The 26,477-nt window shown below is 68.9% G+C and carries 29 protein-coding genes; 12 read left to right on the forward strand and 17 right to left on the reverse strand.

The features are described 5' to 3' along the window. Positions 1-5: 5 nt before the first annotated feature. From coaE to H9651_RS10180, 5 genes are all read right to left on the reverse strand, one after another. A complete protein-coding gene (gene coaE / locus H9651_RS10160; protein WP_191719188.1) occupies positions 6-653 on the reverse strand; it encodes a dephospho-CoA kinase in 648 nt (215 codons plus the stop codon). 90 nt (positions 654-743) lie between these two features. After that, positions 744-2,192: a 30S ribosomal protein S1 gene (rpsA, locus tag H9651_RS10165; RefSeq protein WP_191719189.1), complete on the reverse strand. Its 1,449-nt coding sequence runs from the start codon at positions 2,190-2,192 to the stop codon at positions 744-746. 198 nt (positions 2,193-2,390) lie between these two features. Further along, entirely contained in the window at positions 2,391-2,759 is a 369-nt protein-coding gene (locus H9651_RS10170; protein ID WP_225216607.1) for a TraR/DksA family transcriptional regulator, read from the reverse strand. Beyond that, a complete protein-coding gene (locus tag H9651_RS10175; protein ID WP_191719190.1) occupies positions 2,756-3,403 on the reverse strand; it encodes an NAD(P)H-binding protein in 648 nt (215 codons plus the stop codon). Before H9651_RS10175 ends, H9651_RS10170 begins: the two co-directional genes overlap by 4 nt. Before the next feature lie 57 nt (positions 3,404-3,460). Then, positions 3,461-4,888: an APC family permease gene (locus tag H9651_RS10180; RefSeq protein ID WP_225216608.1), complete on the reverse strand. Its 1,428-nt coding sequence runs from the start codon at positions 4,886-4,888 to the stop codon at positions 3,461-3,463. Positions 4,889-5,047: 159 nt separating this feature from the next. Between H9651_RS10180 and H9651_RS10185 the strand changes: the two genes are divergently transcribed. Then, positions 5,048-5,962 carry a VOC family protein gene (locus tag H9651_RS10185; protein ID WP_191719192.1) on the forward strand — a complete coding sequence of 305 codons (915 nt, stop codon included), beginning with the start codon at positions 5,048-5,050 and terminating at the stop codon, positions 5,960-5,962. 63 nt (positions 5,963-6,025) lie between these two features. Next, the gene (locus H9651_RS10190) at positions 6,026-7,057 is read left to right on the forward strand and encodes an FUSC family protein (protein WP_191719193.1); all 1,032 of its coding nucleotides are present in this window, start codon (positions 6,026-6,028) and stop codon (positions 7,055-7,057) included. On the opposite strand, the gene H9651_RS10195 is transcribed toward H9651_RS10190, so the two are convergent. Further along, the gene (locus tag H9651_RS10195) at positions 7,041-7,436 is read right to left on the reverse strand and encodes a YchJ family protein (protein WP_191719194.1); all 396 of its coding nucleotides are present in this window, start codon (positions 7,434-7,436) and stop codon (positions 7,041-7,043) included. The two genes, H9651_RS10190 and H9651_RS10195, sit on opposite strands and share 17 nt — an antisense overlap. Before the next feature lie 77 nt (positions 7,437-7,513). Here H9651_RS10195 and H9651_RS10200 point away from each other — a divergent pair, with 77 nt between their 5' ends. The 4 genes from H9651_RS10200 to H9651_RS10215 all read left to right on the forward strand — a co-directional run bounded on the left by H9651_RS10200 (position 7,514) and on the right by H9651_RS10215 (position 10,512). Further along, the gene (locus H9651_RS10200; RefSeq protein ID WP_191719195.1) at positions 7,514-8,194 is read left to right on the forward strand and encodes a Pr6Pr family membrane protein; all 681 of its coding nucleotides are present in this window, start codon (positions 7,514-7,516) and stop codon (positions 8,192-8,194) included. A 65-nt stretch (positions 8,195-8,259) separates the two neighbouring features. Further along, positions 8,260-8,802 carry a hypothetical protein gene (locus tag H9651_RS10205; protein ID WP_191719196.1) on the forward strand — a complete coding sequence of 181 codons (543 nt, stop codon included), beginning with the start codon at positions 8,260-8,262 and terminating at the stop codon, positions 8,800-8,802. After that, positions 8,793-9,569: a hypothetical protein gene (locus H9651_RS10210; protein WP_191719197.1), complete on the forward strand. Its 777-nt coding sequence runs from the start codon at positions 8,793-8,795 to the stop codon at positions 9,567-9,569. The genes H9651_RS10205 and H9651_RS10210 overlap by 10 nt, the downstream gene beginning before the upstream one ends. Before the next feature lie 25 nt (positions 9,570-9,594). Further along, positions 9,595-10,512, forward strand: coding sequence for a 5'-3' exonuclease (locus H9651_RS10215; protein WP_191719198.1), 918 nt, complete (start codon positions 9,595-9,597; stop codon positions 10,510-10,512). 76 nt (positions 10,513-10,588) lie between these two features. On the opposite strand, the gene H9651_RS10220 is transcribed toward H9651_RS10215, so the two are convergent. The 3 genes from H9651_RS10220 to trpD all read right to left on the reverse strand — a co-directional run bounded on the left by H9651_RS10220 (position 10,589) and on the right by trpD (position 13,299). Beyond that, the gene (locus H9651_RS10220; RefSeq protein ID WP_191719199.1) at positions 10,589-11,587 is read right to left on the reverse strand and encodes a PHP domain-containing protein; all 999 of its coding nucleotides are present in this window, start codon (positions 11,585-11,587) and stop codon (positions 10,589-10,591) included. A 54-nt stretch (positions 11,588-11,641) separates the two neighbouring features. Continuing rightward, a complete protein-coding gene (locus H9651_RS10225) occupies positions 11,642-12,136 on the reverse strand; it encodes an aromatic ring-opening dioxygenase LigA (protein ID WP_191719200.1) in 495 nt (164 codons plus the stop codon). 101 nt (positions 12,137-12,237) lie between these two features. Further along, complete coding sequence (gene trpD / locus H9651_RS10230; RefSeq protein WP_191719201.1) at positions 12,238-13,299, reverse strand: anthranilate phosphoribosyltransferase; 1,062 nt, start codon at positions 13,297-13,299, stop codon at positions 12,238-12,240. Positions 13,300-13,461: 162 nt separating this feature from the next. On the opposite strand from trpD, the gene ctaE reads away from it, so the two are divergent. From ctaE to H9651_RS10255, 5 genes are all read left to right on the forward strand, one after another. After that, on the forward strand, positions 13,462-14,073 hold the full coding sequence (ctaE, locus tag H9651_RS10235) for an aa3-type cytochrome oxidase subunit III (protein ID WP_191719316.1): 612 nt from the start codon (positions 13,462-13,464) through the stop codon (positions 14,071-14,073). 20 nt (positions 14,074-14,093) lie between these two features. Continuing rightward, positions 14,094-14,894, forward strand: coding sequence for a cytochrome bc1 complex diheme cytochrome c subunit (gene qcrC, locus H9651_RS10240; RefSeq protein WP_191719202.1), 801 nt, complete (start codon positions 14,094-14,096; stop codon positions 14,892-14,894). 41 nt (positions 14,895-14,935) lie between these two features. After that, positions 14,936-16,015 carry a cytochrome bc1 complex Rieske iron-sulfur subunit gene (gene qcrA / locus H9651_RS10245; protein WP_191719203.1) on the forward strand — a complete coding sequence of 360 codons (1,080 nt, stop codon included), beginning with the start codon at positions 14,936-14,938 and terminating at the stop codon, positions 16,013-16,015. Then, on the forward strand, positions 16,012-17,832 hold the full coding sequence (gene qcrB, locus H9651_RS10250; RefSeq protein ID WP_191719204.1) for a cytochrome bc1 complex cytochrome b subunit: 1,821 nt from the start codon (positions 16,012-16,014) through the stop codon (positions 17,830-17,832). Before qcrA ends, qcrB begins: the two co-directional genes overlap by 4 nt. A gap of 135 nt (positions 17,833-17,967) precedes the next feature. Further along, complete coding sequence (locus tag H9651_RS10255) at positions 17,968-18,372, forward strand: rhodanese-like domain-containing protein (RefSeq protein WP_191719205.1); 405 nt, start codon at positions 17,968-17,970, stop codon at positions 18,370-18,372. Between the two features lie 17 nt (positions 18,373-18,389). Here the strand turns inward: H9651_RS10255 and H9651_RS10260 are convergent, their stop codons facing one another. From H9651_RS10260 to H9651_RS10285, 6 genes are all read right to left on the reverse strand, one after another. Beyond that, positions 18,390-19,166 carry a PP2C family protein-serine/threonine phosphatase gene (locus H9651_RS10260; protein WP_225216609.1) on the reverse strand — a complete coding sequence of 259 codons (777 nt, stop codon included), beginning with the start codon at positions 19,164-19,166 and terminating at the stop codon, positions 18,390-18,392. A 16-nt stretch (positions 19,167-19,182) separates the two neighbouring features. Then, positions 19,183-19,617 (reverse strand): cytochrome c oxidase subunit 4, encoded by a 435-nt coding sequence (locus H9651_RS10265; protein ID WP_191719207.1) that lies wholly within the window; start codon positions 19,615-19,617, stop codon positions 19,183-19,185. A gap of 1 nt (position 19,618) precedes the next feature. Continuing rightward, complete coding sequence (gene ctaD, locus H9651_RS10270) at positions 19,619-21,370, reverse strand: aa3-type cytochrome oxidase subunit I (protein WP_191719208.1); 1,752 nt, start codon at positions 21,368-21,370, stop codon at positions 19,619-19,621. Positions 21,371-21,372: 2 nt separating this feature from the next. Next, on the reverse strand, positions 21,373-22,263 hold the full coding sequence (gene ctaC / locus H9651_RS10275; protein WP_191719209.1) for an aa3-type cytochrome oxidase subunit II: 891 nt from the start codon (positions 22,261-22,263) through the stop codon (positions 21,373-21,375). Positions 22,264-22,422: 159 nt separating this feature from the next. After that, positions 22,423-22,788 carry an iron-sulfur cluster insertion protein ErpA gene (gene erpA / locus H9651_RS10280; protein WP_191719210.1) on the reverse strand — a complete coding sequence of 122 codons (366 nt, stop codon included), beginning with the start codon at positions 22,786-22,788 and terminating at the stop codon, positions 22,423-22,425. 79 nt (positions 22,789-22,867) lie between these two features. Beyond that, the gene (locus H9651_RS10285; protein ID WP_191719211.1) at positions 22,868-24,259 is read right to left on the reverse strand and encodes a dipeptidase; all 1,392 of its coding nucleotides are present in this window, start codon (positions 24,257-24,259) and stop codon (positions 22,868-22,870) included. 50 nt (positions 24,260-24,309) lie between these two features. Between H9651_RS10285 and H9651_RS10290 the strand changes: the two genes are divergently transcribed. Then, positions 24,310-24,885 (forward strand): DUF3043 domain-containing protein, encoded by a 576-nt coding sequence (locus tag H9651_RS10290; RefSeq protein ID WP_191719212.1) that lies wholly within the window; start codon positions 24,310-24,312, stop codon positions 24,883-24,885. A 45-nt stretch (positions 24,886-24,930) separates the two neighbouring features. On the opposite strand, the gene H9651_RS10295 is transcribed toward H9651_RS10290, so the two are convergent. Together H9651_RS10295 and nrdR are read right to left on the reverse strand one after the other, a co-directional pair. Then, positions 24,931-25,956: a quinone-dependent dihydroorotate dehydrogenase gene (locus H9651_RS10295; RefSeq protein ID WP_191719213.1), complete on the reverse strand. Its 1,026-nt coding sequence runs from the start codon at positions 25,954-25,956 to the stop codon at positions 24,931-24,933. 32 nt (positions 25,957-25,988) lie between these two features. After that, complete coding sequence (gene nrdR, locus H9651_RS10300; protein WP_191719214.1) at positions 25,989-26,465, reverse strand: transcriptional regulator NrdR; 477 nt, start codon at positions 26,463-26,465, stop codon at positions 25,989-25,991. Positions 26,466-26,477 lie beyond the last annotated feature (12 nt).

Below are 26,477 nucleotides of genomic sequence, written 5' to 3' on the forward strand. Positions count from 1 at the left end.
CGACGTTATCGCGGCTGCGCACCGGTGCCGTGACGGCCGACCGCGTCGTCGGGCGATGTCGCGGTCACTCGCCTCCAGAGGTCGTCTGTCTGGGCCAGGGTGGCCGCCAGCGTGCCGGCGGTGTCGACGACGACATCGGCGATCTCGAGGCGGCGCTCGTCGGGCACCTGTGAGGCGATCCGCGCCCGCGCGTCGGCCTCGGCCATGCCGCGCAGTTCCACGAGCCGCGTCAGGCGCAGCGATGCCGGTGCGTGGGCGAGGACGACGAGGTCCCACGGGTCATCGACCCGGGCCTCGACGAGCAGGGGCACGTCGTAGACCACGACGGTGCGTGGGTCGGCCGCCAGCGCGGCCGCGAAGCGACGGGCGGACTCCGCCCGCACGGCGGGGTGGACGATCGCGTTGAGCCGCGTCACGGCGTCATCGTCGCCGAAGACGAGGGATGCCAGGCGCGCCCGGTCCAGCGCGCCGTCGGTCGTGATCACCTCGTCGCCGAAGGCCGCAGCGATGTCGGCGAGCACCGGCGAGCCGGGCGACTGGACTTCCCGCACGATGCGGTCCGCGTCCACGATGACCGCGCCGTGCTCGGCGAGGCGACCGGCGATGGTGGACTTGCCCGACGCGATACCGCCGGTGAGTGCGATGAGGGGCATCTGTCGAGCATGTCAGATCGCCACCCGGGTGTGCACGCCGGCAACGACGAAGGGCCGCCACTGCGAACAGTGACGGCCCTTCGTGGTGGATCAGCGACCCGAGAGCTTCTCGCGCAGAGCCGCGAGTGCCTCGTCGTCGGCCAGCGTGCCGAGCGAACCGCTGTCGGACGAGTACGTTCCCGCACCCGCGTCGACACCGGCGGCAGCCTCGGCCTCGAGGGCCTTGGCGACGGCGGCCTTGTGAGCCTCCCAGCGACCCTGAGCGGCGGCGTACTCGGCCTCCCAGGCCAGACGCTGCTCGTCGAAGCCTTCCTTCCACTGGTTGGTCTCGGCGTCGAAGCCCTCGGGGTACTTGTACTCCCCGTTCTCGTCGTACTCCGTGACCATGCCGTAGAGGGCCGGGTCGAACTCGGTGCCGTTGGGGTCGACCGACTCGTTGGCCTGCTTGAGCGACAGCGAGATGCGACGACGCTCCAGGTCGATGTCGATGATCTTCACGAAGACCTCTTCACCGACCGAGACGACCTGCTCGGCGAGCTCGACGTGCTTGCCCGACAGCTCGGAGATGTGCACGAGGCCCTCGATGCCGTCGGCGACGCGAACGAACGCACCGAACGGAACCAGCTTGGTGACCTTGCCCGGTGCGACCTGACCGATCGCGTGCGTGCGGGCGAAGACCTGCCACGGGTCCTCCTGCGTCGCCTTGAGCGACAGCGAGACGCGCTCGCGGTCGAGGTCGACCTCGAGGATCTCGACGGTGACCTCCTGGCCCACCTCGACGACCTCGGAGGCGTGCTCGATGTGCTTCCACGACAGCTCGGAGACGTGCACGAGGCCGTCCACGCCGCCGAGGTCCACGAACGCACCGAAGTTGACGATCGACGAGACCGTACCCTTGCGGACCTGGCCCTTGTGGAGGTTGTTGAGGAACGTGGTGCGCGACTCGGACTGCGTCTGCTCGAGCAGGGCGCGGCGCGAGAGCACGACGTTGTTGCGGTTCTTGTCGAGCTCGAGGATCTTGGCCTCGATCTCCTGGCCGAGGTAGGGCGTGAGATCACGGACGCGGCGCAGCTCGATGAGCGATGCCGGCAGGAAGCCACGCAGCCCGATGTCGACGATGAGACCGCCCTTGACGACCTCGATCACCTGACCGGTGACGACGCCGTCGCTTTCCTTGATCTTCTCCACATCGCCCCAGGCACGCTCGTACTGCGCGCGCTTCTTGGACAGGATGAGTCGGCCTTCCTTGTCCTCCTTCTGGAGAACGAGGGCCTCGACGTGGTCGCCGACGTTGACGACCTCATTGGGGTCGACGTCGTGCTTGATCGAGAGCTCGCGCGAGGGGATGACGCCCTCGGTCTTGTAACCGACGTCGAGGAGCACCTCGTCACGGTCGATCTTGACCACGGTGCCTTCGATGAGGTCGCCGTCGTTGAAGAACTTCAGGGTCTTCTCGACCGCGGCCAGGAAGTCCTCGGCAGATCCGATGTCGTTGATCGCGACCTGCTTGGTGGCCGGGGCGGTCGTTGCGGTAGTCATGTAGTGGGTTGTCCTTGTTGGGTGTGGTATCGGGCCCCGAGCTGTCGTCGGCGTCCGTCCGCACAGGGGCGGACGGAAGCCTCCAGCAGAGGCGAAGCGGATTGTGTCGTGCGATGTCGCCCGCGCATGCCGATGTATCGGCCATACGGATGACACTTCAGGATACCAGAGAGGTGGCCTCTCACGCGAGGCAGGGCGTCACTGCGACCGGCCGCCGGCGCACGTGACGCAGCGGTCGGCCGCGGGTCGCGCCTGCAGGCGTTCGACGGGGATCGGGCGGCCGCACTCGAGGCAGATTCCGTAGGTGCCGTCGGCCACGCGCACGAGCGCGGCATCCAGTTCCTGGCGTTCGCTGCGCGCAGCCCGGCGCAGCGCCTCGACCTGCAGCCATTCCCCGCTGAGCGTGGAGCCCTCGGGGTCGTGCTCGTCGTCGGCGGTGCCGTCGGCGCGATCGCGGCGCAGCACCGCGTCATCCCGGTCGAGACGGGCGATGCGTTCGTCGATCTCGCACCGGCGCCGCTCGAGATCACGTGCCAGCGCGGTCAGCGCCGCCCCGCTGTCGCTCAACCGGCGCGCAGCGCGTCGGCGATGGCGACGTCACCGCTGCCGAAGCGGAGCGTGCGTCCGACGGTGCCGTCGTCGGCGAGCGCCGCGGCGATGACCGCCGCGACGTCGCCGCGGGGCACCGCGCCCTCACCCTGCGGGTCGAGCGCGATACGGCCGGTGGGTTCGTCGAGGGTCAGTGTGCCCGGTGCGATGATGGTCCACTTCAGGTCGCTCGTGTGCAGGTGCTCATCGGCGGCCCACTTGGCATCGGCGTAGGCGAAGAATCCGTCGTCGGGCGCGATTGCGTGGTCGGCGCGCGAGCCGATCCACGACACCATCACGAAACGGGGGACGCCCGCCGCGACAGCCGCATCGACGGCACGGATGGCGGCGTCGCGGTCGATCGCGTAGGTGCGGGCCGCCTCGCCCCCACCGGCACCGGCCGCCCACACGACGGCATCGTTGCCCGCCACCAGGTTCTCGAGCTGATCGACGTCGAGCGAGGCGATGTCGGCGACGAGGGGTGTCGCTCCCGTCGCTGCGACGTCGGCTTCGTGCTCGGGGTTGCGGATCACGGCGGTCACCGTGTCACCGCGCTCCACCAGGAGCGGTTCCAGACGCAGCGCGACCTTGCCGTGTCCACCGATGATGAGGATGCGGGCCATGGACGACTCCTTTCGAAAGACGTCCATCCACGCTACCCCGCAGTCGATGCCCTCGGGTCAGTCGGCGCCGACCTCGTCGCGGCGCTCCGCCGTCGCCAGCGCGCTGTGACGCCGACCCCACAGCAGGTAGAACACCAGCACGACGGCGATCCAGACGCCGAACCAGACGTAGGTCGACCAGCCGAGGCCGGTGATGAGGTAGATGCACGCCGCGATCGACAGCACGGGCGTCACCGGGTAGCCGGGCACGCGGAAGCCGCGCGGCAGGTCGGGGCGCGTACGACGCAGCACCATCACGCCCACCGACACCACGATGAAGGCCACGAGGGTGCCCATCGAGACGAGGTCCCACAGGCTCGTCAGCGGCACGAGCCCCGCCAGCAGCGCCACCGCCAGCGCCACCACGACGGTGGAGAACACGGGTGTCTGCGTGCGCGGGTCGACGCGCGCGAACGCCTTGGGGATGAGACCGTCGCGACCGATCGAGTAGAGGATGCGGGTCTGCCCGAACATGATCACGAGCGTCACCGAGAAGATCGACACCACCGCGCCGGCCGCCAGCAGCGTCGCCGGCCACGAGGCCCCCAGGACGTCGGCGAGGATCACGGCGAGGCCGGCGCTCTGCTGCTCCGGATCGGCGAAGTCCTGCCAGGGCTGCGCGCCGACGGCGGCGATCGCGACGAACAGGTACACCGCGACGACGACCGCGAGCGCGATGAGGATCGCGCGCGGAAGGGCGCGCTGCGGGTCCTTGACCTCGTCGCCGGCCGTGGAGACGGCATCCAGCCCGATGAAGGTGAAGAAGATGGTCCCGGCGGCCGCGGTCACCCCGGCGGTGCCGAACGGGGCGAACTGCGCGAAGTTGTCCACGGCGAACGCCGTGATCGCGATCGCGGCGAACATCAGAAGCACGGCGACCTTGATGACGACCATGATCGTGTTGACCATGGCCGACTCGCGCGTGCCGCGCACGAGCAGCACCGCGCACATCGCCACCAGCACCACGGCGGGGAGGTTGATGATGCCACCCTCCATCGGACCTGCCATGAGCTCGGGCGGCAGGGTCAACCCGAACAGCGCGCCGACGAGGTGGTCGAGGTAGCCGCTCCAGCCCGAGGCGACCGCGGCGGCCGACACCCCGTACTCCAGCACGAGACATGCCGCCACACCCATCGCGACGATCTCGCCGAGGGTCACGTAGGCATAGGAGTAGGTCGATCCCGAGATCGGAACGGCAGAGGCCATCTCGGCGTAGCAGACCGCTGAGAGCCCGGCGGCGATGGCCGCGATGAGGAACGAGAGCATGACGGCGGGGCCGGCCAACGGCACCGCTTCGTGCATGACGAAGAAGACGCCGGTGCCGATGGTGGCGCCGACGCCGAGCATCGCCAGTTGGAAGGTGCCCAGACGCCGCGGCAGCGCATTGTCGCTGTCAGCCGCCGACGTGATCGGCTTTCGCCGGAAAAGCGTGCGTGCCGCGCTCATGCGAGGCGGCATCCGAGATTCTCATTGCAGCAGACCACTGATCGATTGTACGATCCACGCCCGCTGGCCACGCACCGGACGCCCGTCATTTCCATTCATTGGAATGCAACACCGCGCGCGACGTTGCATTCAGGGACCGCACGCACCGCAGGAGCCCTCATGACCACCCAGACGAACGACCGCCACCTTCACACCGACACCTCGATGGGAGCGGTGACGCTGCGCGTCGGTGACCTCGAATCGATGAGCGGCTACTACTCCGCGGCGTTCGCCATGGTCCCGCTCGAGGAGCGCACCCGCGGACGCGAGGTGCACCGCGTGCTCGGCCGCGGCGCGACCCCCCTCGTGCGAATCGTGCACACCCCCGGCCTCCCCACCGCAGACCCCCGCGGCGCCGGACTCTTCCACACCGCATTCCTGTTCGACGACGCCGCGGCGCTGGCGGCCACCGTGTACCGAGCGGCGCAGGACCCGCGCAGCCGTTTCGCCGGCTCCGCCGACCACCTCGTGAGCGAGGCGTTCTACTTCACCGACCCCGAGGGCAACGGGGTGGAGCTGTACACCGACCGCTCCCGCGATCAGTGGGTGCGCCGGGACGGGCAGATCGAGATGGCGACGCTCGCGCTCGACCCCAACGACTACCTGCGTCAGCACCTCACCCAAGACGCGCTGGATGCCGGTGCGACACGCGCCGGCGCGGTCGGCCACGTGCATCTGCAGGTGGGCGACGTCGACGTCGCGCGCGCGTTCTACGTCGACGCGCTGGGGTTCGAGACGACGCAGGCCACGTATCCGGGGGCACTCTTCGCCGCCGCGGGCGGGTATCACCATCACGTCGCGATGAACAGCTGGAACAGCCGCGGTGCCGGCCCCCGCGCCGCCGCACTCGGCCTCGGCGACGTGTCGGTCACCGTCCCCGGGCGCGACGACCTCGACGCGCTCATCGTGCGGCTGCGCGAGCACGACATCCACTACGACGCCGACGGCCGGTCGGTGCGCGCGACAGACCCGTGGGGGACGCAGGTCACCGTCACCCTCCCCGACCTGTCCCCCGACGAGCTCCTCACGCGCTGACCACGGGGGTCTTTCCCGGCCGACGCGCTGACGCCGCGGCATCACGAGGCCTAGCGTGGAGGCATGGCTCTCACCGCTGCTCTGCGCGTCGACCGCCGCCTGCCGCTGCTGCAGGTCGCGAAGTCCGCGCTCGCCACGGTGCTCGCGTGGCTCGCCGCTGCGTGGCTCATGCCGGGACCGCCCCCGGTCTTCGCGGCCATCGCCGCGCTGCTCGTGGTGCAGCCGAGCCTCAACCAGTCGGCGACCAAGGCCCTCGAGCGCACCGTCGGAGTGATCGCGGGCGTCGCCATCGCTTCGGCGCTGGGTCTCGCGTTCGGCACGGCCACGTGGGTCGCGCTCACCGCGATCGTGGTGTCTCTGGTGGTCGCGTGGGCACTGCGCATGACCACCGGTGTCAGCAACCAGATGGTGATCAGCGCGCTGCTGGTCCTCGCGCTCGGCGTCACCACCCCCGGGTACGCCGGCGCCCGCATCGTCGAGACGATCATCGGCGCCGCCGTGGGCCTCGCGATCAGCGTGCTGCTCGCACCTCCCGTGCTCGTCACCCCGGCTCGACAGCGCGTGGACGCGCTCGGCCTCGAGACCGCCGCGACGCTCGACCGGCTGGCGGGCGCCTTTGTGGAGCCGCGCACCCGCCCCGAGCTGGAGGAGCTGCTGCTGACGGCCCGCCTGCTCCGGCCCATGCGCGACGCCGCCGAGACGGCCCTGTCCGCCTCGAACGACTCGCTCGCCCTCAACCCGCGCGCGCCCCGCTACCGCCCGCAGATCGACGAGTTGAGCAAGCGGCTGGAGCGGTTCGGCGGCATCGTCACGCAGGTGGTCGGCATGACGCGCGCCGTGCACGACTTCGGCACCGATGAGCTGATCGACGAGCCGTCGGCACCCGAGATCGCCGAGCAGCTGCGCCGAGCGGCCCACGACCTGCGTCTGCTCACCGGGCCCGCTGCCGACCAGGGTCAGGGGCCGGTCGACGATGAGCCGGCACTCACGCGACCGTTGGAACTGCATGCGCCGTCATCGATGAACTGGATGCTGATCGGCTCGATCGTCGTCGATCTGCGGCGCGTGCACGAAGCCATCACCGCGCCGTTGTGACCTGCGGGTCGATCACGCCGTCGAGGTACCACCACCGGCCGCTCTGACGCACGAACCGGCTGCGCTCGTGCAGCACGCCCCGCGTGCGCCCGGCGGTCCAATGCGCGCGGAACTCCACCGTGCCGCGCTTGTCGCCTCCGTCCGCCGCGACGATCTCCAGTCCCGTCCATCGCAGCCCCGGCTCGAGCTCGACGTGCTCGGGGCGGGTGCCCGGATGCCAGGTCTGCTCCAGATACCGCGCGTCACCCAACGCGAACGCGGTGTAGCGCGAGCGCATGAGCGCCTCGGGCGTGGGCGCCGACGCGCCCGCCAGGTACGGGCCGCAGCAGGCGGTGAGCGGCGAGGTGCTCCCGCAGGGGCAGATGGGGTGATCGGCCATGGTCGTTCCAGTCTTCCACCGCTTTGACACCTCCCCGCGGCCGATCTAGCGTTCAGGGGCCGTGAGAGAGGAACGAGATGGCCGCCGCACCCCGTGCCCGGGTCGCCACCACCGTGCAGTTCTGGTGGCGCGTCGCGATCGTCGTGGTGTGCGTGCTGGGGCTCGCGAGCGGCAACCACCGGCTCATCTTCTTCACGACGCAGAGCAACGTGATCGTCTTCGCCTACTTCGCCGGGGCGCTGTACTGGATGCTCCGCCGCCGCACACCCGACGCGCCCGCGCCGCGGCTGCGCGGCGCCGTGACGGCCTGGATCCTCACGACGGCGCTCGTCTCGCACGTGCTGCTCAACTTCGGCGCGAGCCCGCTGCCGGGACTGTTCGTCGCCGATCCGGCGGATGCCCTGGCCAACCGGTCGCTGTTCATCTTGCATTACGTCGTTCCCGGCATGGTGCTCGTCGATTGGCTGGCGTTCGGGCCGCGGCGGGTGGTGCGGTGGCGCGACGGGTTGCTGTGGCTCGTGTATCCGCTGGTCTACGGCATCATCACGCTCGCCCGCGCCGTCGCCTTCCCGACGATCGCCGACCGCTTCCCCTATCCCTTCCTCAACATCGACGAACTCGGCATCGGCGGGGCGCTGCTGGGCCTCGTCCAGGTGGTCACGGCCATCGCCGTGGTCGCCGCCATCGTGATCGGCCTGGACCGCGCCGTCGCGGCGTTGGCCGATCGCGTGCGCCGAGGCGGGCAGACACCGGGCTGACTCCGCCGCACGGCCGGTTGTGGATAACCGGATGCCGCGGGGATGCCGCGCGGTAGCGTGTGCGCATGATGCCACGGCGGGCGGTCGCGGCCGCCGCGGCGGCGCTGCTCATCACGACCGCGCTCGGCCTGGCCGGATGCGCGCCCGAGCCGGAACCGACGCCGACCCCCACCGGGTTCGCCTCGGAAGCGGAGGCGTTCGCCGCCGCCGAGGAGACGTACCGCGCCTACGTCGAGGCCCTCAACCAGGTGGATCTGAGCGACCCCGACACGTTCGAACCCGTGTTCGCCTGGACCACGGGTGAACTCAACGCGAATGACAGAGAAGGCTTATCCAGCTACCACGCATCAGGAGTCGAGGTGTCAGGAACAAGCACAATCGAGCTCCTCGAACCAAATGACACCGACCTCGTCTCCTTCACGGATCTAGCAGTCTGTCTGGATGTCTCCGCGATCGCCCTCCAGGATCCAGACGGCAACTCATTGGTCTCCCCCGACAGAAGCCCGATCCAGACGTTGTTGGTCTATCTCGTCCCAGATTCGGAAAGCCCGACCGAGCTGCTTATTGCTTCGATCGGCGGCAGAGCTGGCGCCCCCTCATGCTCCTAGTTTCCTTGGCGCTGGTCTCCACCGCCTGGCTCGCAGCGGCACCCCAGGACTGCGACGACGTTGGATCCTGGTCGGCGACTTGCCAGACGGTAAACACGGGATCGTCCATCGAGATCGGCGCGGACTACACAGCGCCCGGAACCAGCGGCGGCGGTAGTGGCAGCGGCGGCGGCGATCGTGGCCCCGGCCGCGGCCCGCAGGTCGATCAGCCCGTCGCCGGCGCCGACGAGGAGTGCAACCCGGTCGTCGGCTGCCGCGGCAACTACGAGGTGTGGATGCTGCCGGAGGTCACCCTCGCCGATCTCGCTTCGTTCACGCCGGCGCGCCCGAGCATCGCCGGCGAGCCCGACGGCGTGGCGGTCGTCGGCATGCCGGCGAACTTCGTCGCCGCCGCGACCGAGCAGCAGATCGCGGGCGAGCTGTTCGACCTGCCGGTCGTGGTGCGATTCACCCCCACCCAGTACGTCTTCCACTACGGCGACGGCTCCAGCCGCACCACCACGACCGGTGGCGCCACCTGGCCCGCGCTCGGCCAGGCGCAGTTCACCGCCACCGCGACGAGCCATGCCTACGGCGCGCGGGGCACCTACGGCGCCGCGGTCACGGTGCGATACGCGGCATCCGTCGACTTCGGCACCGGTGCGTGGCGCAACGTGCCCGGCTTCGTCGAGGCCACCGCGGGCGGCTACAGCGTGCGTGTGGTCGAGGTGCGCACCGCGCTGGTCGACCGCACCTGCCTCGAAGACCCGGGAGGCCCCGGCTGCTGACCGGAGCGAATGGCAGGATGAACGCGTGACCGACCGCCTCATGCTCCTCGACACCGCGTCGCTGTACTTCCGCGCCTTCTACGGCGTGCCCGACACGGTGCGCTCCCCCGACGGCACGCCCGTCAACGCCGTGCGCGGCCTGCTCGACATCATCGCGAAGCTCGTGACCACCTACGAGCCGACCGATCTGGTGGCCTGCTGGGACGACGACTGGCGCCCGCAGTGGCGGGTCGATCTCATCCCCACGTACAAGACCCACCGCGTCGCGGAGGTCGTGCCCGGTGGCTCCGACATCGAGGTGGTTCCCGATCCGCTCGAGACTCAGATCCCGCTCATCCGCGAGGCCCTCGCGCTCCTCGACATCGCGGTCGTGGGCCGCGCCGACCACGAGGCCGACGACGTCATCGGCACGCTCGCAACCCACGCCGCCATGCCGGTCGACATCGTCACGGGCGACCGCGATCTGTTCCAGCTCGTCGACGACGCACGCGACGTGCGTGTCATCTACACGGCACGCGGCATGAGCAACCTCGACGTCGTGACCGATGCCACGGTCGTCGCCAAGTACGGCGTGCTGCCGGCGCAGTACGCCGATTTCGCCACGATGCGCGGTGACGCCTCCGATGGTCTGCCGGGGGTCCCCGGTGTCGGCGAGAAGACGGCCGCCTCGCTGCTGGCCGCCCACGGCGACCTCGCCGGCATCCTCGCCGCCGCGGAGTCGGGCGAGGGCATCGCCGCGTCGGCGCGCGCCAAGATCCTCGCCGCCCGCGACTACCTCGCCGTCGCGCCCACCGTCGTCGCCGTGGTCACCGACCTCGACATCACCCCACCGGCATCCCGGCTGAGCGCGCCGGATGCCGCCGCCGCGCAGGCGTTCGCCGAGCGCTGGGGTCTCGGCACGTCGATGCAGCGCGCCCTCGACGCGCTGACCGCCCGCGGCTGACAAACCACTTCCCGGTCGAGACGCACCGCAATGCGTGGTGTCCCACCCGAGAAGTGGTGTCTCACGACCGCGCGCGTCAGCGGCGGCGCTCGGTCCACTCCCGCAGCCGCGCGAGCGGCCACGTCGTCACGATCCGCTCCGGCGGCACCCCGGCCCGTTCGGCGCGTGCGGCGCCGTGGTCGAGCAGCGACAGCTGCCCCGGCGCGTGCGCGTCGGAGTCGATCGAGAAGAGGCATCCGGCCTCGAGCGCGAGGGCGATGAGTTCGTCGGGCGGATCCTGTCGCTCGGGGCGCGAATTGATCTCGACCGCGACCCCGTGCTCGGCGCACGCGGCGAAGACCTCGCCGGCGTCGAACTGCGACGGCGGGCGCGTGCCGCGCGCCCCCTCGACCAGACGCCCGGTCACGTGCCCCAGCACATGCACGTGCGGGTTCGACACGGCCGCCACGAGCCGGCGGGTCATGGGCCGGCGTTCCATACGCAGCTTCGAGTGGGCGGATGCCACGACGACGTCGAGCCGGGTGAGCAGCTCTTCCCGCTGGTCGAGGGCTCCGTCGTCGAGGATGTCGACCTCGATGCCGCTGAGCAGCGTGAACCCGTCGCCGCTGAACGGCGGCAGCATCGTGAGCTGCTCGCGCAGCCGCTCGGCGGACAAGCCGTTGGCCACCCGCAGTCGCGGTGAGTGGTCGGTCAGCGCCAGGTACTCGTGGCCCAAGGCACGGCCCGCCTGGGCCATGAGGTCGATCGATGTCAGCCCGTCCGACCAGTCGGAGTGGCTGTGCAGGTCTCCACGCAGCAGCGCGCGCAGGCCCGATCCGACCGGCGCGACGCCGGCGCTCTCCCGCAGCTCGGCGAGGTACGCGGGCGTGTCACCGGCGACAGCCTGCTGGATGACACCCAAGGTGGAGTCGCCGATGCCCTTGCGACGCCGCAATGCGGCCGTGTCGCGCAGCTGCGCCTCGTCGAGGCCCTCGATCGCGGCCGCCGCAGCGCGGAACGCCTTCGACCGATACCGGGAGGCACGCTCGCGCTCGAGCAGCGACGCGATCTCGCTCAGTGCGTCAGAGGGATGCATGGCGACAGAGTACGGGCCCGCACCGAAGCGGTGCGGGCCCGTACTGCAGAAACGTCAGACCGTGGTGAGCGTGGACCGCTTCACGACGACCGGCACCGACGCGAGTCGGTTGATGGCCCATCCGAAGATGATCGACAGGATGCCGACGCCCATCGCGAAGGCCGCGACGCCGAACGACACGACCGAGGTGAACAGCGACGCCCGCAGGAACGACGCGTTCATCATGGTGGCCCGCACCGGGTCGTCCTGAGCGAGCTCGGCGTAGGTCTTGCCCTCCGAGGCGTGCAGCGCGTGCTGCTGGATGATGTCTGCCTGCACGAAGGCGGTGAAGGGGCCGGCGACGGTCTGCCCCTGGAAGGCCATGGCGTCATCGGGGACGGTGATGTTCTCGGCGCGCAGCTGCGACGAAACCATCACCCAGACCACGATTCCGACGATGATCAGGGCGATGCCGCCGAGGATGCCGATGATTCCGGCCGCCTTGATGAGGCCCACCTTGCGTGCGGGGGGTTCGATGGTGTCGGCCGTGGTGGCCGGTGTTTCCGACATGAGATGTCGCTCCTTGAGATCGCTTGACAGTGGTCTCAACCTAGCGGGGCGCCGCTACGGCCCAGGAGTGGCCCGCCGTGTAAAAGAAAACGACAGCGCACTCAGCGTGAGAGCTGCCGCGTCGCCTCGACCCACGAGGTCAGCGTCGCCGCCGCCGCACCGCTGTCGATCGTCGCCGCAGCGGCATCCTTCGCCTCGGCGAGCCTCTCCAGAATGGGGCGCTGCACCTGCGACGGATCCTGCGACAACCGGTAGGCGACGATCCCGGCGGCGGTGTTCAGCAGCACGATGTCGCGCACCGGACCAGCCTCGCCGTCGAGCACCCGGCGGACGACGTCGGCGTTGTGCTCCGGCTCGCCGCCGAGCAGGTCGCCGATGTCGGCGAACGGGATGCCGAGGTCACGCGGATCGATGTCGTGCTCGTGCACGTCGCCCAGGCTGATCTCCCACATCCGGCTGTGGCCGGTGGTGGTGAGCTCGTCCAGACCGTCATCACCGCGGAAGACGAGCGCCGTCGCCCCCCGCGTGCGGAACACGCCGGTGATGAGCGGGACGCGGTCGAGGTGAGCGACGCCGACGGCGTTGGCCTCGGCACGGGCGGGGTTGCACAGCGGACCGAGGAAGTTGAAGACGGTCGGCACGCCGAGTTCGGCGCGTGTGGGCCCCGCGTGACGGAAACCGGGATGGAAAGCCGACGCGAAAGCGAACGTGATGCCGGTGCGCCGCAGCGTCTGTGCAACCGCCTCGGGCGAGAGCGTGAGATCGACGCCGAGGGCGCGCAGCACGTCGGACGAGCCCGACTTGGAGCTGGCGGCCTTGTTGCCGTGCTTGACGACGGGAACCCCGGATGCCGCGGCGACGATCGCCGACATCGTCGAGACGTTGACGGTGCCGAACCGATCGCCTCCCGTACCGACGATGTCGAGCACATCGGCCGGCACCGGCAGCGGAACCGCGGCCTCGAGGATCGCGTCGCGGAAGCCGACGATCTCGTCGATGGTCTCCCCCTTGGCCCGCAGCGCGACCAGGAATCCGGCCAACTGCGACGGGGTCGCCGAGCCCGACATCACCTGCCGCATCGCCCAGGTCGACTCCGACACGCTGAGATCACGCGCGTCGAGGAGTGTTGTGAGGATTTCGGGCCACGAAGTGAGCTCAGCCATAAGGAGCAAGCCTATCGCTGGCCAACCTGCAGATTCCCTTGCCCTAGTTAGGGTCGCCTAACCAACACTCGAACGATTCGCGGCAGCCTGATGCGAAAATCACGGCCAACTTTCAGCCATAATGAATGTGTGACGAGCTCTCCAACGACCTATCCCCAGGCCATGCGGTCGGTCAAGCGACCCGACCCGGTCGCTGTCGGAACCATTGTCTGGCTCGGCAGCGAGGTCATGTTCTTCGCCGGCCTGTTCGCGATCTTCTTCACGCTGCGCAGCACCTCGCCCGAGCTGTTCGCGGAGCGTTCCGAACTGCTGAACGTGCCCTTCGCGTCGGTCAACACGCTGATCCTGGTCCTGTCCTCCGTGACCTGCCAGGCCGGCGTCTTCGCCGCCGAGCGATTCCAGCCCTACCGCACCGGGAGCATCTGGAACGTGCGCAAGTGGGGCATGGTCGAGTGGCTGTTCCTCACGTTCGCCATGGGCGCGGTGTTCGTCTCGGGCCAGGTCTGGGAGTACGCGACGCTCGTCGCCGAGGGCCTGCCCATCAGCGCTGACTCCTACGGGTCGGCGTTCTACATCACCACCGGCTTCCACGCCCTGCACGTGACCGGTGGCCTCATCGCATTCCTCATGGTCATCGGCCGCGCCTTCGCGGTCAAGAACTTCGGCCGCAAGGAGATGACCACGGCGATCGTGGTCTCGTACTACTGGCACTTCGTCGACGTCGTCTGGATCGTGCTGTTCGCCGTCATCTACTTGCTGCCCTTCGTTAGCTGAGAGCGGAGCTGAAACCCGATATGGCACGACACACCCCTCGCCGCTCGAACGGACGCCGGAGCCCCTGGGCCGCGGCCGCCCTGATCGGCATCGGCCTGCTGGTGACCGGCGGCGTCTACGCCGGCGCATCCGCAGCCGTTGCCGCTTCTGAGCCCCAGACGGTCGCTTCGGCGCTCACCGTCGAAGACGGCAAGAAGCTCTTCCAGGCCAACTGCGCCACCTGTCACGGCCTCGACCTGCAGGGCACCGAGAACGGCCCGTCGCTCTACGGCGTCGGCGAGCTCTCGGTCGAGTTCCAGGTCTCCACCGGCCGCATGCCGCTGCAGATGCAGGGACCCCAGGCACCGCAGAAGCCCGTGCAGTTCACGCAGGAGCAGATCGACGCCCTCGCGGCCTACACCCAGTCGGTGGCCCCCGGTCCGTCGTTCCCCGACGCCCACGTGCTCGACGGTGAAGGCGACGTCTCCGCCGGCGCCGAGCTCTTCCGCATCAACTGCGCGATGTGCCACAACGTGGCCGCCGCCGGTGGTGCCCTCACCGAAGGCAAGTACGCCCCCGCTCTGACTAACACCAGCGCGCTGCACATGTATGCCGCGATGGTCACGGGCCCGCAGAACATGCCCGTCTTCAACGACTTGACCCTCACCACCGAAGAGAAGCGCGACATCATCTCCGCGCTGCTCTACATGCAGAACACCGAGTCGCCCGGCGGATTCTCGCTCGGCTCGCTCGGCCCGGTTTCAGAGGGTCTGTTCATCTGGATCTTCGGTATCGGCAGCCTCATCGCCCTCACCGTGTGGATCACGGCGAAGTCGAACTGATCGATCACTGACACAGCATCACGGAACGTACGAGGAGCACCATGACACACGAGGACGACGCGCTCGAGCACGAGAGGGCTTCTTGGAAGCCCTCGCCGGGGCTCGCAGTCGCGGTATCCGACCCCGTGGAGAATCCGGGCCTGCCGCCGCATCGCGCGCGCGTGACGGATTCGGACCCCGCGGCGATGAAGCGTGCCGTGCGTACGGTCTACACGCTGTTCTACCTGTCGCTCGCGGGCAGCATCTGGGCGGTCGCCGCCTACATGATCTTCCCGATCGAGAGCGGGCGGATCGTAGACATCCGCAACAACAACCTCTTCATCGGACTCGGCATCGCACTCGCGCTGCTGGCCATCGGCATCGGTGCGATCCACTGGTCGAAGGCCATCATGTCCGACAAGGAGTTCATCGAGCCCCGTCATGCGACCCGCGGTCGCGACGCGACGCGTGAAGCCGCCGTTCAGGGCTTCCGTGACGCGAACGAGGAGTCCGGCTTCGGGCGCCGCACGATGATCCGCAACTCGCTGTTCGCCGCGCTCGTGGCATCGGTGATCCCCGGCATCACGCTGTTCCGCGGTCTCGCCCCCGAGAGCACGCCCGAGAACCCGCACGCCGGCGACCCGGTCTACCTGCTCAGCCACACCATGTGGAAGGAAGGCGAGCGTCTCGCGCACGACCCCAGCGGTCTGCCCATCCGCGCGGCAGACCTCACCCTCGGCTCGGTCGTGCAGGTCATCCCCGAGTCCCTCGCCTCGCTCAGCCACCATGACGGCTATCTCGAGGAGAAGGCGAAGGCCATCGTGCTGGCCGTGCGGCTGCTCCCCGAGCAGCTCAAGGAGGCCGACGAGCGCAAGGACTGGTCGTACGACGGCATCGTCGCGTACTCCAAGGTCTGCACGCACGTCGGTTGCCCGGTGGCCCTGTACGAGCAGCAGACCCACCATCTGCTGTGCCCCTGCCACCAGTCGCAGTTCGACGTGTCGGACGGCGCAGCGGTGATCTTCGGACCCGCAGCCCGCCCGCTGCCTCAGCTGCCCATCACCGTTGATGACGAGGGCTACCTCGTCGCACGCAGCGACTTCACCGAGCCGGTCGGCCCGAGTTTCTGGGAGCGCCATTGAGCACCGCAACTGTCACCGAGCCGACGACCGAGCCATCGGCGTCGTCCAACGAGAAGCCGCTCGGCGGGAAGTTCGTCGCGGGTGCGGCCAACTACATCGATGAGCGCACCAGCATCTCGGGCTTCGTCAAGGAGCTCGGACGCAAGATCTTCCCCGACCACTGGTCGTTCATGCTGGGCGAGATCGCACTGTGGAGCTTCGTCGTCGTGCTGCTGTCCGGCACGTTCCTGACGTTCTTCTTCGAGGCGTCGATGGTGGAGACCCACTACTACGGCGCCTACGAGCCCATGCGCGGCATCCCGATGTCCGCAGCAATGGAGTCGACGCTGCGGCTGTCGTTCGACATCCGCGGTGGCCTGCTCGTGCGCCAGATCCACCACTGGGCGGCGCTCGTGTTCGTCGCCGGCATCGGCGTGCACATGCTGCGCGTGTTCTTCACCGGCGCGTTCCGCAAGCCGCGTGAGCTGAACTGGGTGATCGGCTTCGTGCTGTTCATCCTCGCGATGGGTGAGGGCTTCACCGGCTACTCGCTCCCCGATGACCTGCTCTCGGGCAACGGTCTGCGCATCATCGACGGCATGGTCAAGGGCATCCCCCTGGTCGGCACGTGGATCTCCTTCCTCCTCTTCGGCGGAGAGTTCCCCGGAACCGACATCGTCGGTCGGCTCTACACGCTGCACATCCTGCTTCTGCCCGCGATCCTCGTGGCGCTGCTGGCCGTGCACCTCATGCTCATGATCGTCAACAAGCACACGCAGTTCGCCGGCCCCGGCCGCACGAACAGCAACGTCGTGGGCTACCCGATGATGCCGGTCTACATGTCGAAGATGGGTGGCTTCTTCTTCATCACCTTCGGCGTGCTCGTGCTGATCGCGTCGCTGTTCACGATCAACCCGATCTGGAACTACGGCCCCTACGACCCGTCGCCGGTGTCGGCAGGTACGCAGCCCGACTGGTACATCGGCTTCGCCGACGGCGCGCTGCGCCTGGTCCCCCCGCACCTGGAGACGGTCTTCCTCGACCGCACCTGGTCGTGGAACATCCTGCTGCCGCTGGGCATCATCGGCGTGTTCATCGTGCTCGTGCTGATCTACCCCTTCATCGAAGCGTGGATCACCGGCGACAAGCGCGAGCACCACATCGCGCAGCGCCCGCGCAACGCGGCGACCCGCACCGCCATCGGCGCGGCCGGTGTCACCTTCTACGCCGTCCTCTGGGCTGCCGCATCGTCTGACCTCATCGCCACGCATTTCCATCTCACGATGGAGGGTGTCATCCACGCCCTGCAGGCGCTGCTGATCGTCGGCCCGGTGTTCGCCTACTTCGTCACCAAGCGCATCTGCATCGCGCTGCAGAAGAAGGACCGCGAGATCGTGCTGCACGGTTACGAGTCCGGGCGCATCGTCCGCCTCCCCGGTGGCGAGTACATCGAGGTCCACCAGCCGGTCGACGAGTACGAGCGCGTCAAGCTCGTCCCCACCGAGACCGAAGCTCCCCTCGTGGTGCGTCCCAACGCCAACGGGCGCATCCCGTGGCACCAGAACCTGCGTGCGTCGCTGTCGCGCTGGTTCTTCGAGGACCGCCTCACCCCGCTCACTCAGGCCGAGCTCGACGCGGCCCTGGCCCACCAGCACCACGCGCTGGACCACACGACCGAGGAAGAGGCAGCCGAGCTGCGGGGCGCTCACGAGCGCGCGGGGGTCCCTGACGCCCCCCTGCACCCGATCGACGACGGTCACCGCACCGAGACGGCCAACCGCCCCTCGAACGTGATCATCCCCGACGAAGGCGACGACAAGAAGACCTCGAAGGACTGAGTCCCTCGTGACACGCAGGCCCCGGCGGATTCCGCCGGGGCCTGCGGCATGTTCCGCGACCTTCGGCAGGATTGCGTCGTCGTCCGACCGCGCTGCCGTCGCGCCGGCAGCGCTCCCCCGCATAGCGTGAGGCCCATGACCGACGCGCTCGACTATCTCTCCGCCAAGCTCCGCCACGAAACCGACCCGTCCGACGTGTACGCGTCGCAGCAGGCGGGAGATTCCTTCGTGCTGGTCGACGTGCGCAGCGACGAGGCGTGGGCTCAGGGGCGCATTCCCGGCGCCCTGCACATGCCCTACCGCGACATCGTCCGCCGTGCTCCCCTGGAGCTCGACCCGACGGTCCCCGTCGTGGTCTACTGCTGGAGCCCCGGATGCAACGCCGCCACCAAGGGCGCCCGTGAGTTCGCCACTGCCGGCTTCACGGTGCGGGAGATGATCGGCGGCTACGAGTACTGGGGCCGGGAGGGCCAGCCGCTCGAGAATGATGACGGCCCGCTCCCCCGCACCTTCGACCCACTCGTCATGGTCGTGCGCTGAGCCGGCGGCGCGGGGCGTCAGGCGCTCTCGAGGCCTTCGGCGAAACGGTCGACGGCGGCGCCGACGAACACCGGCCGGTCGCTCAGCACACCGCCTTCGACGATGTCGCAGACCACCGCCGTGGCATTGTCGCGGGTGCCGGCGTCGAGTGCCACGCGCACGACCCAATCAGCGGCCCGCTCGGGCGACGGAGCGAGCTGCAGCAGCCGCTCGAGCTCGTCGTGGGGCACGTAGTCGCTGACGCCGTCGCTGCACAGCAGCCACCGGTCGCCGAGGGCGGGCTGCAGCTCGGCGACGGCGACCACGTCTTCGTCGTGTCCACCCAGGGAGGCGGTGATCACGTTGCGACGCGGGTGCACCGCGGCCTCTTCGGGACTCAGCAGGCCCTGGTCGACCATTGCCTGCACGAGGGAGTCATCCCGGGTCTGACGGCTCAGGGCGTTGTTGCGCAGCAGGTAGGCACGCGAGTCGCCGGCGTGCGCGAGCAGCAGCACACCGGCCTGCGTCAGCCACAGGCCGGTGTAGGTCGTCGCCATGCCCGCCAGCGCGGGATCGCGCCGGGTGTGCGCTCCGATGTCCCAGTTGGCCCACCGCATGCGGGCGGCCAGCTGCTCGGCGTCACGCATCGCGGGCAGGCCCGAGGCCACCCGGTGCACGAGTGCCGCCGAGGCCAGATCGCCCGCGGGTCCACCGCCGACCCCGTCGGCTACGGCCGCAGCCCAGGATGCCGCGAACGCGGCATCCTGGTTGATCCTGCGGAACTCGCCGACGTTCGAAACGGCGGCGGCTCTCAAGCGAGCCGGCATCGGATCAGCGGGCGAAGTACCCGCGGTAGTACTCGAACACCCAGCCGACGATCGCGATCACGAACACACCCAGACCGATGGGGATCATGAAGGTTCCGACCGCGAGGCCGATCATGGCGAGCGCCGCGGAGAAGGCCAGCACGAGCGGCCACCACGACCACGGGCTGAACTCGCCCACCTCGGGGTCGCCGTCATCGATGTCGGCGGTGAGCATGTCTTCCGGCAGCTCCCCGCCCTGCGCCTTGTGCACGCGGTCGACGTAGAAGCCGATGAGACCCGACATGAAGACCGAGAAGAACAGGGCGACGGTGCCGACCCACTCGATCGCGTGGAACCACTCGAGCTCCGGGTGGGCGATGATGTTCCACCACGTGTAGACGACGGCGACGATCAGGAAGAAGACGCCGAGGATCCACCACAGGTTGACGTTGGTCTTCAACTTACTTCACCTCTCCTTCGGCCATGTCGACGACCGGGGCATCGGGAGCGTCCTTGGCCGGACCGACACCCACGGGCACGGCGGCCTCGGGGTGGTTCAGGTCGAAGGCGGGGCGCTCGCTGCGGATGCGCGGGATCGACGTGAAGTTGTGACGCGGCGGCGGGCAGCTGGTCGCCCACTCGAGCGAACCGCCGTAGCCCCACGGGTCGTTGACGGTGATCGTCGCGGGCTTGCGCGAGGTGATCCACACGTTCAGGAAGAACGGCAGCATCGAGGCGCCCAGAATGATGGCGCCCACGGTGGAGAGCTGGTTGCCCCAGGTCCAGCCGTCAGCGGCCGAGTAATCGGCGTAGCGGCGCACCATGCCGTCCACGCCCAGCCAGTGCTGCACGAGGAAGGTCATGTGGAACCCGATGAACAGCATCCAGAAGTGCACGTAGCCCAGGCGCTCGTTGAGCATGCGGCCGGTCCACTTCGGCCACCAGAAGTAGAAGCCGGCGAACATCGCGAACACGACGGTGCCGAACACGACGTAGTGGAAGTGCGCGACCACGAAGTACGAGTCGGACAGGTGGAAGTCCAGCGGCGGCGAGGCGAGGATCACGCCCGTCAGTCCACCGAAGACGAACGAGACGAGGAAGCCGAGGGCGAAGACCATCGGGGTCTCGAAGGTGATCGACCCGCGCCACATCGTGCCGATCCAGTTGAAGATCTTCACGCCCGTCGGCACCGCGATGAGCATCGTCATGAGCGCGAAGAAGGGCAGCAACACGGCACCGGTGACGTACATGTGGTGCGCCCAGACGGCCACCGAGAGCGCCGCGATCGCGATGGTGGCGTAGACCAGCGTCTTGTAACCGAAGATCGGCTTGCGGCTGAACACCGGGAAGATCTCCGAGACGATGCCGAAGAACGGCAGCGCGATGATGTACACCTCGGGGTGACCGAAGAACCAGAACAGGTGCTGCCACAGCAGCACACCGCCGTTCTGCGGATCGAAGATGTGCGAACCCAGCACGCGGTCGGAGGCGGCCGAGAGGATCGCGGCGGCCAGCACCGGGAACGCCATCAGGATCAGGATGCTCGTGATGAGCGTGTTCCAGGTGAAGATCGGCATGCGCCACATCGTCATACCGGGCGCGCGCATCGTGATGATGGTGGTGATGAAGTTCACCGCACCGAGGATCGTGCCGAAACCGCTCATGCCGAGACCCAGCATCCAGAGGTTGCCACCGGCACCGGGAGAGAAGGTCGCGTTGGCCAGCGGCTGATACGCGAACCAGCCGAAGGAGGCGGCACCCTGCGGCGTGAGGAAGCCGGAGATGGCGATGATCGAGCCGAACAGGAACAGCCAGAAGGCGAACGCGTTCAGACGCGGGAATGCCACGTCGGGCGCACCGATCTGCAGCGGGAGGATCGCGTTGGCGAACCCGGCGAACAGCGGCGTCGCGAACATCAGCAGCATGATCGTGCCGTGCATCGTGAACAGCTGGTTGTACTGCTCCTTCGTCGGCACCACCTGCATGCCGGGCTCGAACAGCTCGGCGCGGATGATGAGTGCCATCACACCGCCCAGCAGGAAGAACAGCACCGAGGCGATCAGGTACATGTACCCGATGGTCTTGTGGTCAGTGGAGGTGATCCACTTGACGATCAGGTTGCCCTTCTGCTCGACGCGCGACGAGCTCATGAGCGCTGCCTGTCGCGGCGGAAGGGTGGTGGGGCGCGGGGCGCCCTCCAGCGTGCTCGTCATATTCAGCGGTCTCCCTCAGACTCGGCCGCACCCGTGCCCGGCAGGTTCTGCAGCCGGTCGTAGGCGTCGTTGATGTCACCCGTCTGGCCGGCGGCGCGCAGCGACTCGACGTACTGGTCGTACTCCGCCTCGCTGACGACCTCGACGTTGAAGAGCATCATCGAGTGGTACTCGCCGCACAGCTCGGCGCACTTGCCGGCGTACGTGCCCTCACGGGTGGGGGTGAAGGACCAGTAGTTGTCCTTACCGATGTACATGTCCTTCTTGTACAGGAAGTCGATGATCCAGAAGGAGTGGATGACATCGCGCGACTGCAGCTGGATCTTCACCGTCTTGTCGACGGGCAGCACCAGCGTGGGAAGCTCGGCCTGGTCGATGTCGCCGTTGGCCGCGGGCTGGGCCTGGATGCCCATGGTCCAGACGGTGTCGTCCTCGTCTCCGGCGTTGTACTGGAAGTCCCAGGCCCACTGCTTGCCGATTGCGGTGATCGACACGTCGGGGTCGTCGTACTGGGTCTCGAGGATCGACTGGTCACGCGCGGTGAAGGCGAAGAAACCGATCACGAGGATCAGCGGCACGACCGTGTAGAAGATCTCGATCGGCATGTTGTAGCGCATCTGCACCGGCAGGCCGGTCTGGCCGCGGCGGCGGCGGTAGACGATCGCCGCCCAGCCCATGAGGCCCCAGGTGATCAATCCGACCGCGAGGAGCACGATCCAGGAGTTGACCCAGAGACCCGACACCATTTCGGTGCGGTCGGTCGTCGGGGTTCCGTCCTCGACGAAGCCGGGGAGAAAGCCGTTCAATTCCGTCGGGGTGCAGGCGGCAAGGGTGGCTGCCGTGGCGATCCCCAGAGGGATGATTGCCCAGCGGATGCGGCGTTTCGATCGCACGGTGGACCTTTCCGGGACGCGGATATGACAACCGCCAGTCTAGGGCAAGGTCACACCGCATTCAGGCCATCTACTCAGCTATGAAAACGCGTCGTCCGGCGGTTTTCCGGTGCTGATCTGCACTGGAGCCGCCGGACGATGGACCGCAAAACCTTCAGATCAGTGGAAGCTGTCTCCGCATGCGCAGCTGCCTGCGGCATTCGGATTGTCAATCGTGAAACCCTGCTCCGAGATCGTGTCCTTGAAGTCGATCTTCGCGCCGTCGAGGTACGGCACGCTCATGTCGTCGACGATCACCTCGACGCCGTCGAAATCGACGGCCTTGTCGCCGTCGAGGAAGCGCTCGTCGAAGTAGAGCTGGTAGATCAGGCCCGAGCATCCGCCGGGCTGCACGGCGACGCGCAGGCGCAGGTCGTCGCGCCCTTCCTGCTCGAGCAGGCTCTTGACCTTGGCTGCGGCCGCGTCGCTGAGCGCGACGCCGTGCTCGCGGACGCTCTCGGTGACGGGCAGTGCGGTGTCAGTCATGGAGTCTCCCGTGGTTCGGGCCGCCATAAGACGGCTGGATGCCACGATTCTACGCGCGACGCCCGGCAATCGGCTCGGTTCAGAGCGTTCTGGCGTCGAGGCGTTCCAGCAGGAGCGCTTCGGAGACGAGCGCATTTCGGAACGTCTCGATGTGCAGCGACTCGTTGGGGCTGTGGGCGCGGGCGTGCGGATCCTCCACACCGGTGACCAGGATCTGCGCGGCGGGGAACTCGTCCACGAGATCGGCGATGAACGGGATCGACCCGCCGACGCCGATGTCCACCGGGTCGACGCCGTAGCCGTCGGCGAGTGCCGCCCGGGCGTCGGTCACCGCCCAGCCGCTGGTGTCCACGAGGAAGCCGTCGCCGCAGTCGACGGCCGAGAACGTCAGTTCGGCGCCGAAGGGCGCGTGCGCGCGCAGGTGCGCCTCGAGCGCTTCGTAGGCTTCGCGGGCCGACTGCCCCGGGGCGACGCGCGCGCTGATGACGACCGACACCTCGGGGCTGAGGGTGTTCGAGGCGTTCGCGACGCTCGGGGCGTCGATGCCGGTGACGGTGATGGACGGCTTGTTCCAGATGCGGCTGAGGATCGTGCCGGTGCCGACGGGGGCGACCTCGTCGGGCAGACCCGCCTCGTCGCGCAGGGTCTCCTCGCTGTAGGGCGGTGTGTCGGCGTCGCGCTGGGCGAGTCCGGCGACCGCCGGTGCGCCATCGGCATCCCACAGCGTCGACAGGAGCTTGATCGTCGCCATCATCGCGTCGGGCACGGCACCCCCGAACATCCCCGAATGCGAGGCGTGCTCGAGCGTGCGCACCGTGAGTGTGAACCGTGCGTTGCCGCGCAGCGACACCGTGACGGCGGGCGTCGTGGCATCCCAGTTGCCGGAGTCGGCGACGACGATCACGTCGGCACGCAGAGCGTCGGCGTTCTCACGCAGGAACGGGGCGAACGACCGGGAGCCCGCCTCCTCCTCCCCCTCGATGAACAGCGCCACGCCGAGATCGAAGTCGGGGCCGAGCGCCTCGGTGAGCGCGCGCAGCGCCCCGATGTGGGCCATGACGCCCGCCTTGTCATCCGCGGCGCCGCGGCCGTAGATGCGCCCATCGCGCACGGTCGGCTCGAAGGGGGGCGAATCCCACAGCGTCTCGTCGCCGACCGGCTGCACATCGTGATGGGCGTACAGCAGGATCGTCGGGCGGCCGTTGCGGGGGGCTCGGGTCGCGAGCACCGCGGGCATGCCGCGCTCGGTGTCGTCGATGGCCGCATCGCGGATCTCGACACGATCGAAGATGCCGAGCCCTTCGGCCAGCTCCTTGACCGCGGCGGCGCTGCGCGCCACCTCAGCGGGGTCGAAGCCGGGGAAGGCGATCGAGGGGATGCGCACGAGGGTGCCGAGATCGGCGAGGGCGGCGGGGACGGCGGCGAGGGCGGCGGCGCGCACCGTCTGGGGGCGGGACAGCTCGGAGGTCATGCGGGTAATCTTAGATCGAACCCGATTTCCGCTATCCAGAGGATCCTCCCGTGGCCAACACACCCGCTTCCGCGCCGAAGGAAACGTCGACGACGACGCCCGCCGAGCAGGTGGGACGGGGCAAGGGCCGCCCGACCCCCTCGCGGGCCGAGCGCGAAGCCGCCCGCAAGCGCCCCCTCGTCGCCGACACCAAAGAGGCCCGCGCCCGCGCGAAAGCCGAGCTGGCCAGTGCCCGCGAGAAGGCGCGCATCGGCATGGCCAACGGCGACGAGCGCTACCTGCCGGTGCGCGACAAGGGTCCGCAGCGCAAGTTCGCCCGCGACTTCGTCGACGCCGGCTGGCACCTCGGCGAGGTGGTCATGCCGATGATGCTGCTGGTGATCATGCTCACGTTCGTGCCGATCCCCGCGATCACCTACTGGTCGTTCATCGGCCTGTGGATCTTCATCCTGTTCGTCATCGGCGACATGATCCTCACCTCGATCCGCGTGAAGAAGGCGGCCAAGGCGCGCTTCGGCGACACGCGCATGGAGAAGGGCCTCGGCTGGTACGCCGCGATGCGCACCATCCAGATGCGCTTCATGCGTCTGCCCAAGCCCCAGGTCAAGCGCGGCCAGCACCCCTGAGCCGCGGCTCCCGCGCGGCGGCGGTGCCGCCCGGACGCGGCGTGGTCAGCGACCGGCAGCGAGGCCGCGGTTGATCTGCCGTGCCCAGAGCGGACCGCGGTAGAGGAACCCGGTGTAGCCCTGCACGAGGTTCGCTCCGGCATCGAGCCGCTCGCGCACGTCGGCAGCGGTCTCCACTCCCCCGGCGGAGACGACGCAGAACTCCGCCGGCACGACGGCGCGCACGATACGCAGCACCGCGAGCGAGCGCTCCTTCAGCGGCGCGCCCGACATCCCGCCCGCACCGGCGTCGGCGACGACCGCGGCATCCGTCACGAGAGCGTCGCGCGAGATCGTCGTGTTCGTGGCGACGATGCCCGCCAGGCCCACATCGACCGCGAGCCGGGCGACGGCCTCGATCTCGTCGTCGGCGAGATCCGGGGCGATCTTCACCAGCAACGGGGTGGCGCCCGCCGCGTCGCGCACCGCCTCGAGCAGCGGGCGGAGGGTCTCGACGGCCTGCAGCCCCCGCAGCCCCGGTGTGTTGGGCGAAGAGACGTTGACGACGAGGTAGTCCGCCAGCGGCGCGAGCAGGCGCGTGCTGGTGACGTAGTCGGCGGTGGCCTCGGCGACGTCGACGACGCGACTCTTGCCGATGTTGACGCCCACGACGGGGCGTGTCGCCCGTCGGCGCGCGGTCCGCAGACGTTCGGCCGCAGCAGCGGCACCGCGGTTGTTGAATCCCATGCGGTTGATCACCGCTCGGTCGCGCACCAGGCGGAACAAACGCGGGCGCGGGTTGCCGTCCTGCGGGATCGCGGTGAGGGTGCCCACCTCGACGTGGCCGAAACCGAGCGCGCCGAGGCCGGCGACACCGGTGACGTCCTTGTCGAAGCCGGCGGCCACGCCGAAGGGCGAGTCGAACGTGAGCCCGAGCGCGCGGGTGCGCAGCGACGGATCGGGTCGGGTGAACCGGCGGACGAGGGGCGCGAGGGGCCGCACGCCCAGGCCGCGGATCACGAGCATCGCCGCGTGGTGCGCCGTCTCGGGGTCCATGCGGGTGAGCACGGTGCGGAAGAGGAAGGGATACATCCCCTCCAGCCTACGGCGGTGAGCCGGGGCGCTCAGTCCGCGTCGGCGGTCGCCACCGCCGCGGCGTGATCGGCGCGCAGCTGTGCGATGGCGGCGTCGAAGTCGTCGAGGGAGTCGAACGCCTGGTACACGCTCGCGAAGCGCAGATAGGCCACCTCGTCGAGGTGGCGCAGCGGCCCGAGGATCGCCAGACCGATGTCGTTCGTGTCGATCTGCGACGACCCGGTCTGGCGGATGGACTCTTCCACCGACTGCGCGAGCATCGCGAGGTCGCCCTCGGTGACGGGGCGTCCCTGGCACGCCTTGCGCACGCCCGACATGACCTTCTCTCGGCTGAACGGCTCGATGACACCCGACCGCTTGATGACATTGAGGCTTGCGGTCTCGATCGTCGAGAACCGTCCCCCGCACTGCGGGCACTGCCGTCGACGGCGGATGCTCAGGCCGTCGTCGCTCGTGCGCGAGTCGACGACGCGGGAATCGGGGTGGCGGCAGAAAGGACAGTGCATGGCCTCGCCAGA

It is taken from the genome of Microbacterium pullorum, assembly GCF_014836535.1.
Lineage (GTDB): Bacteria > Actinomycetota > Actinomycetes > Actinomycetales > Microbacteriaceae > Microbacterium > Microbacterium pullorum.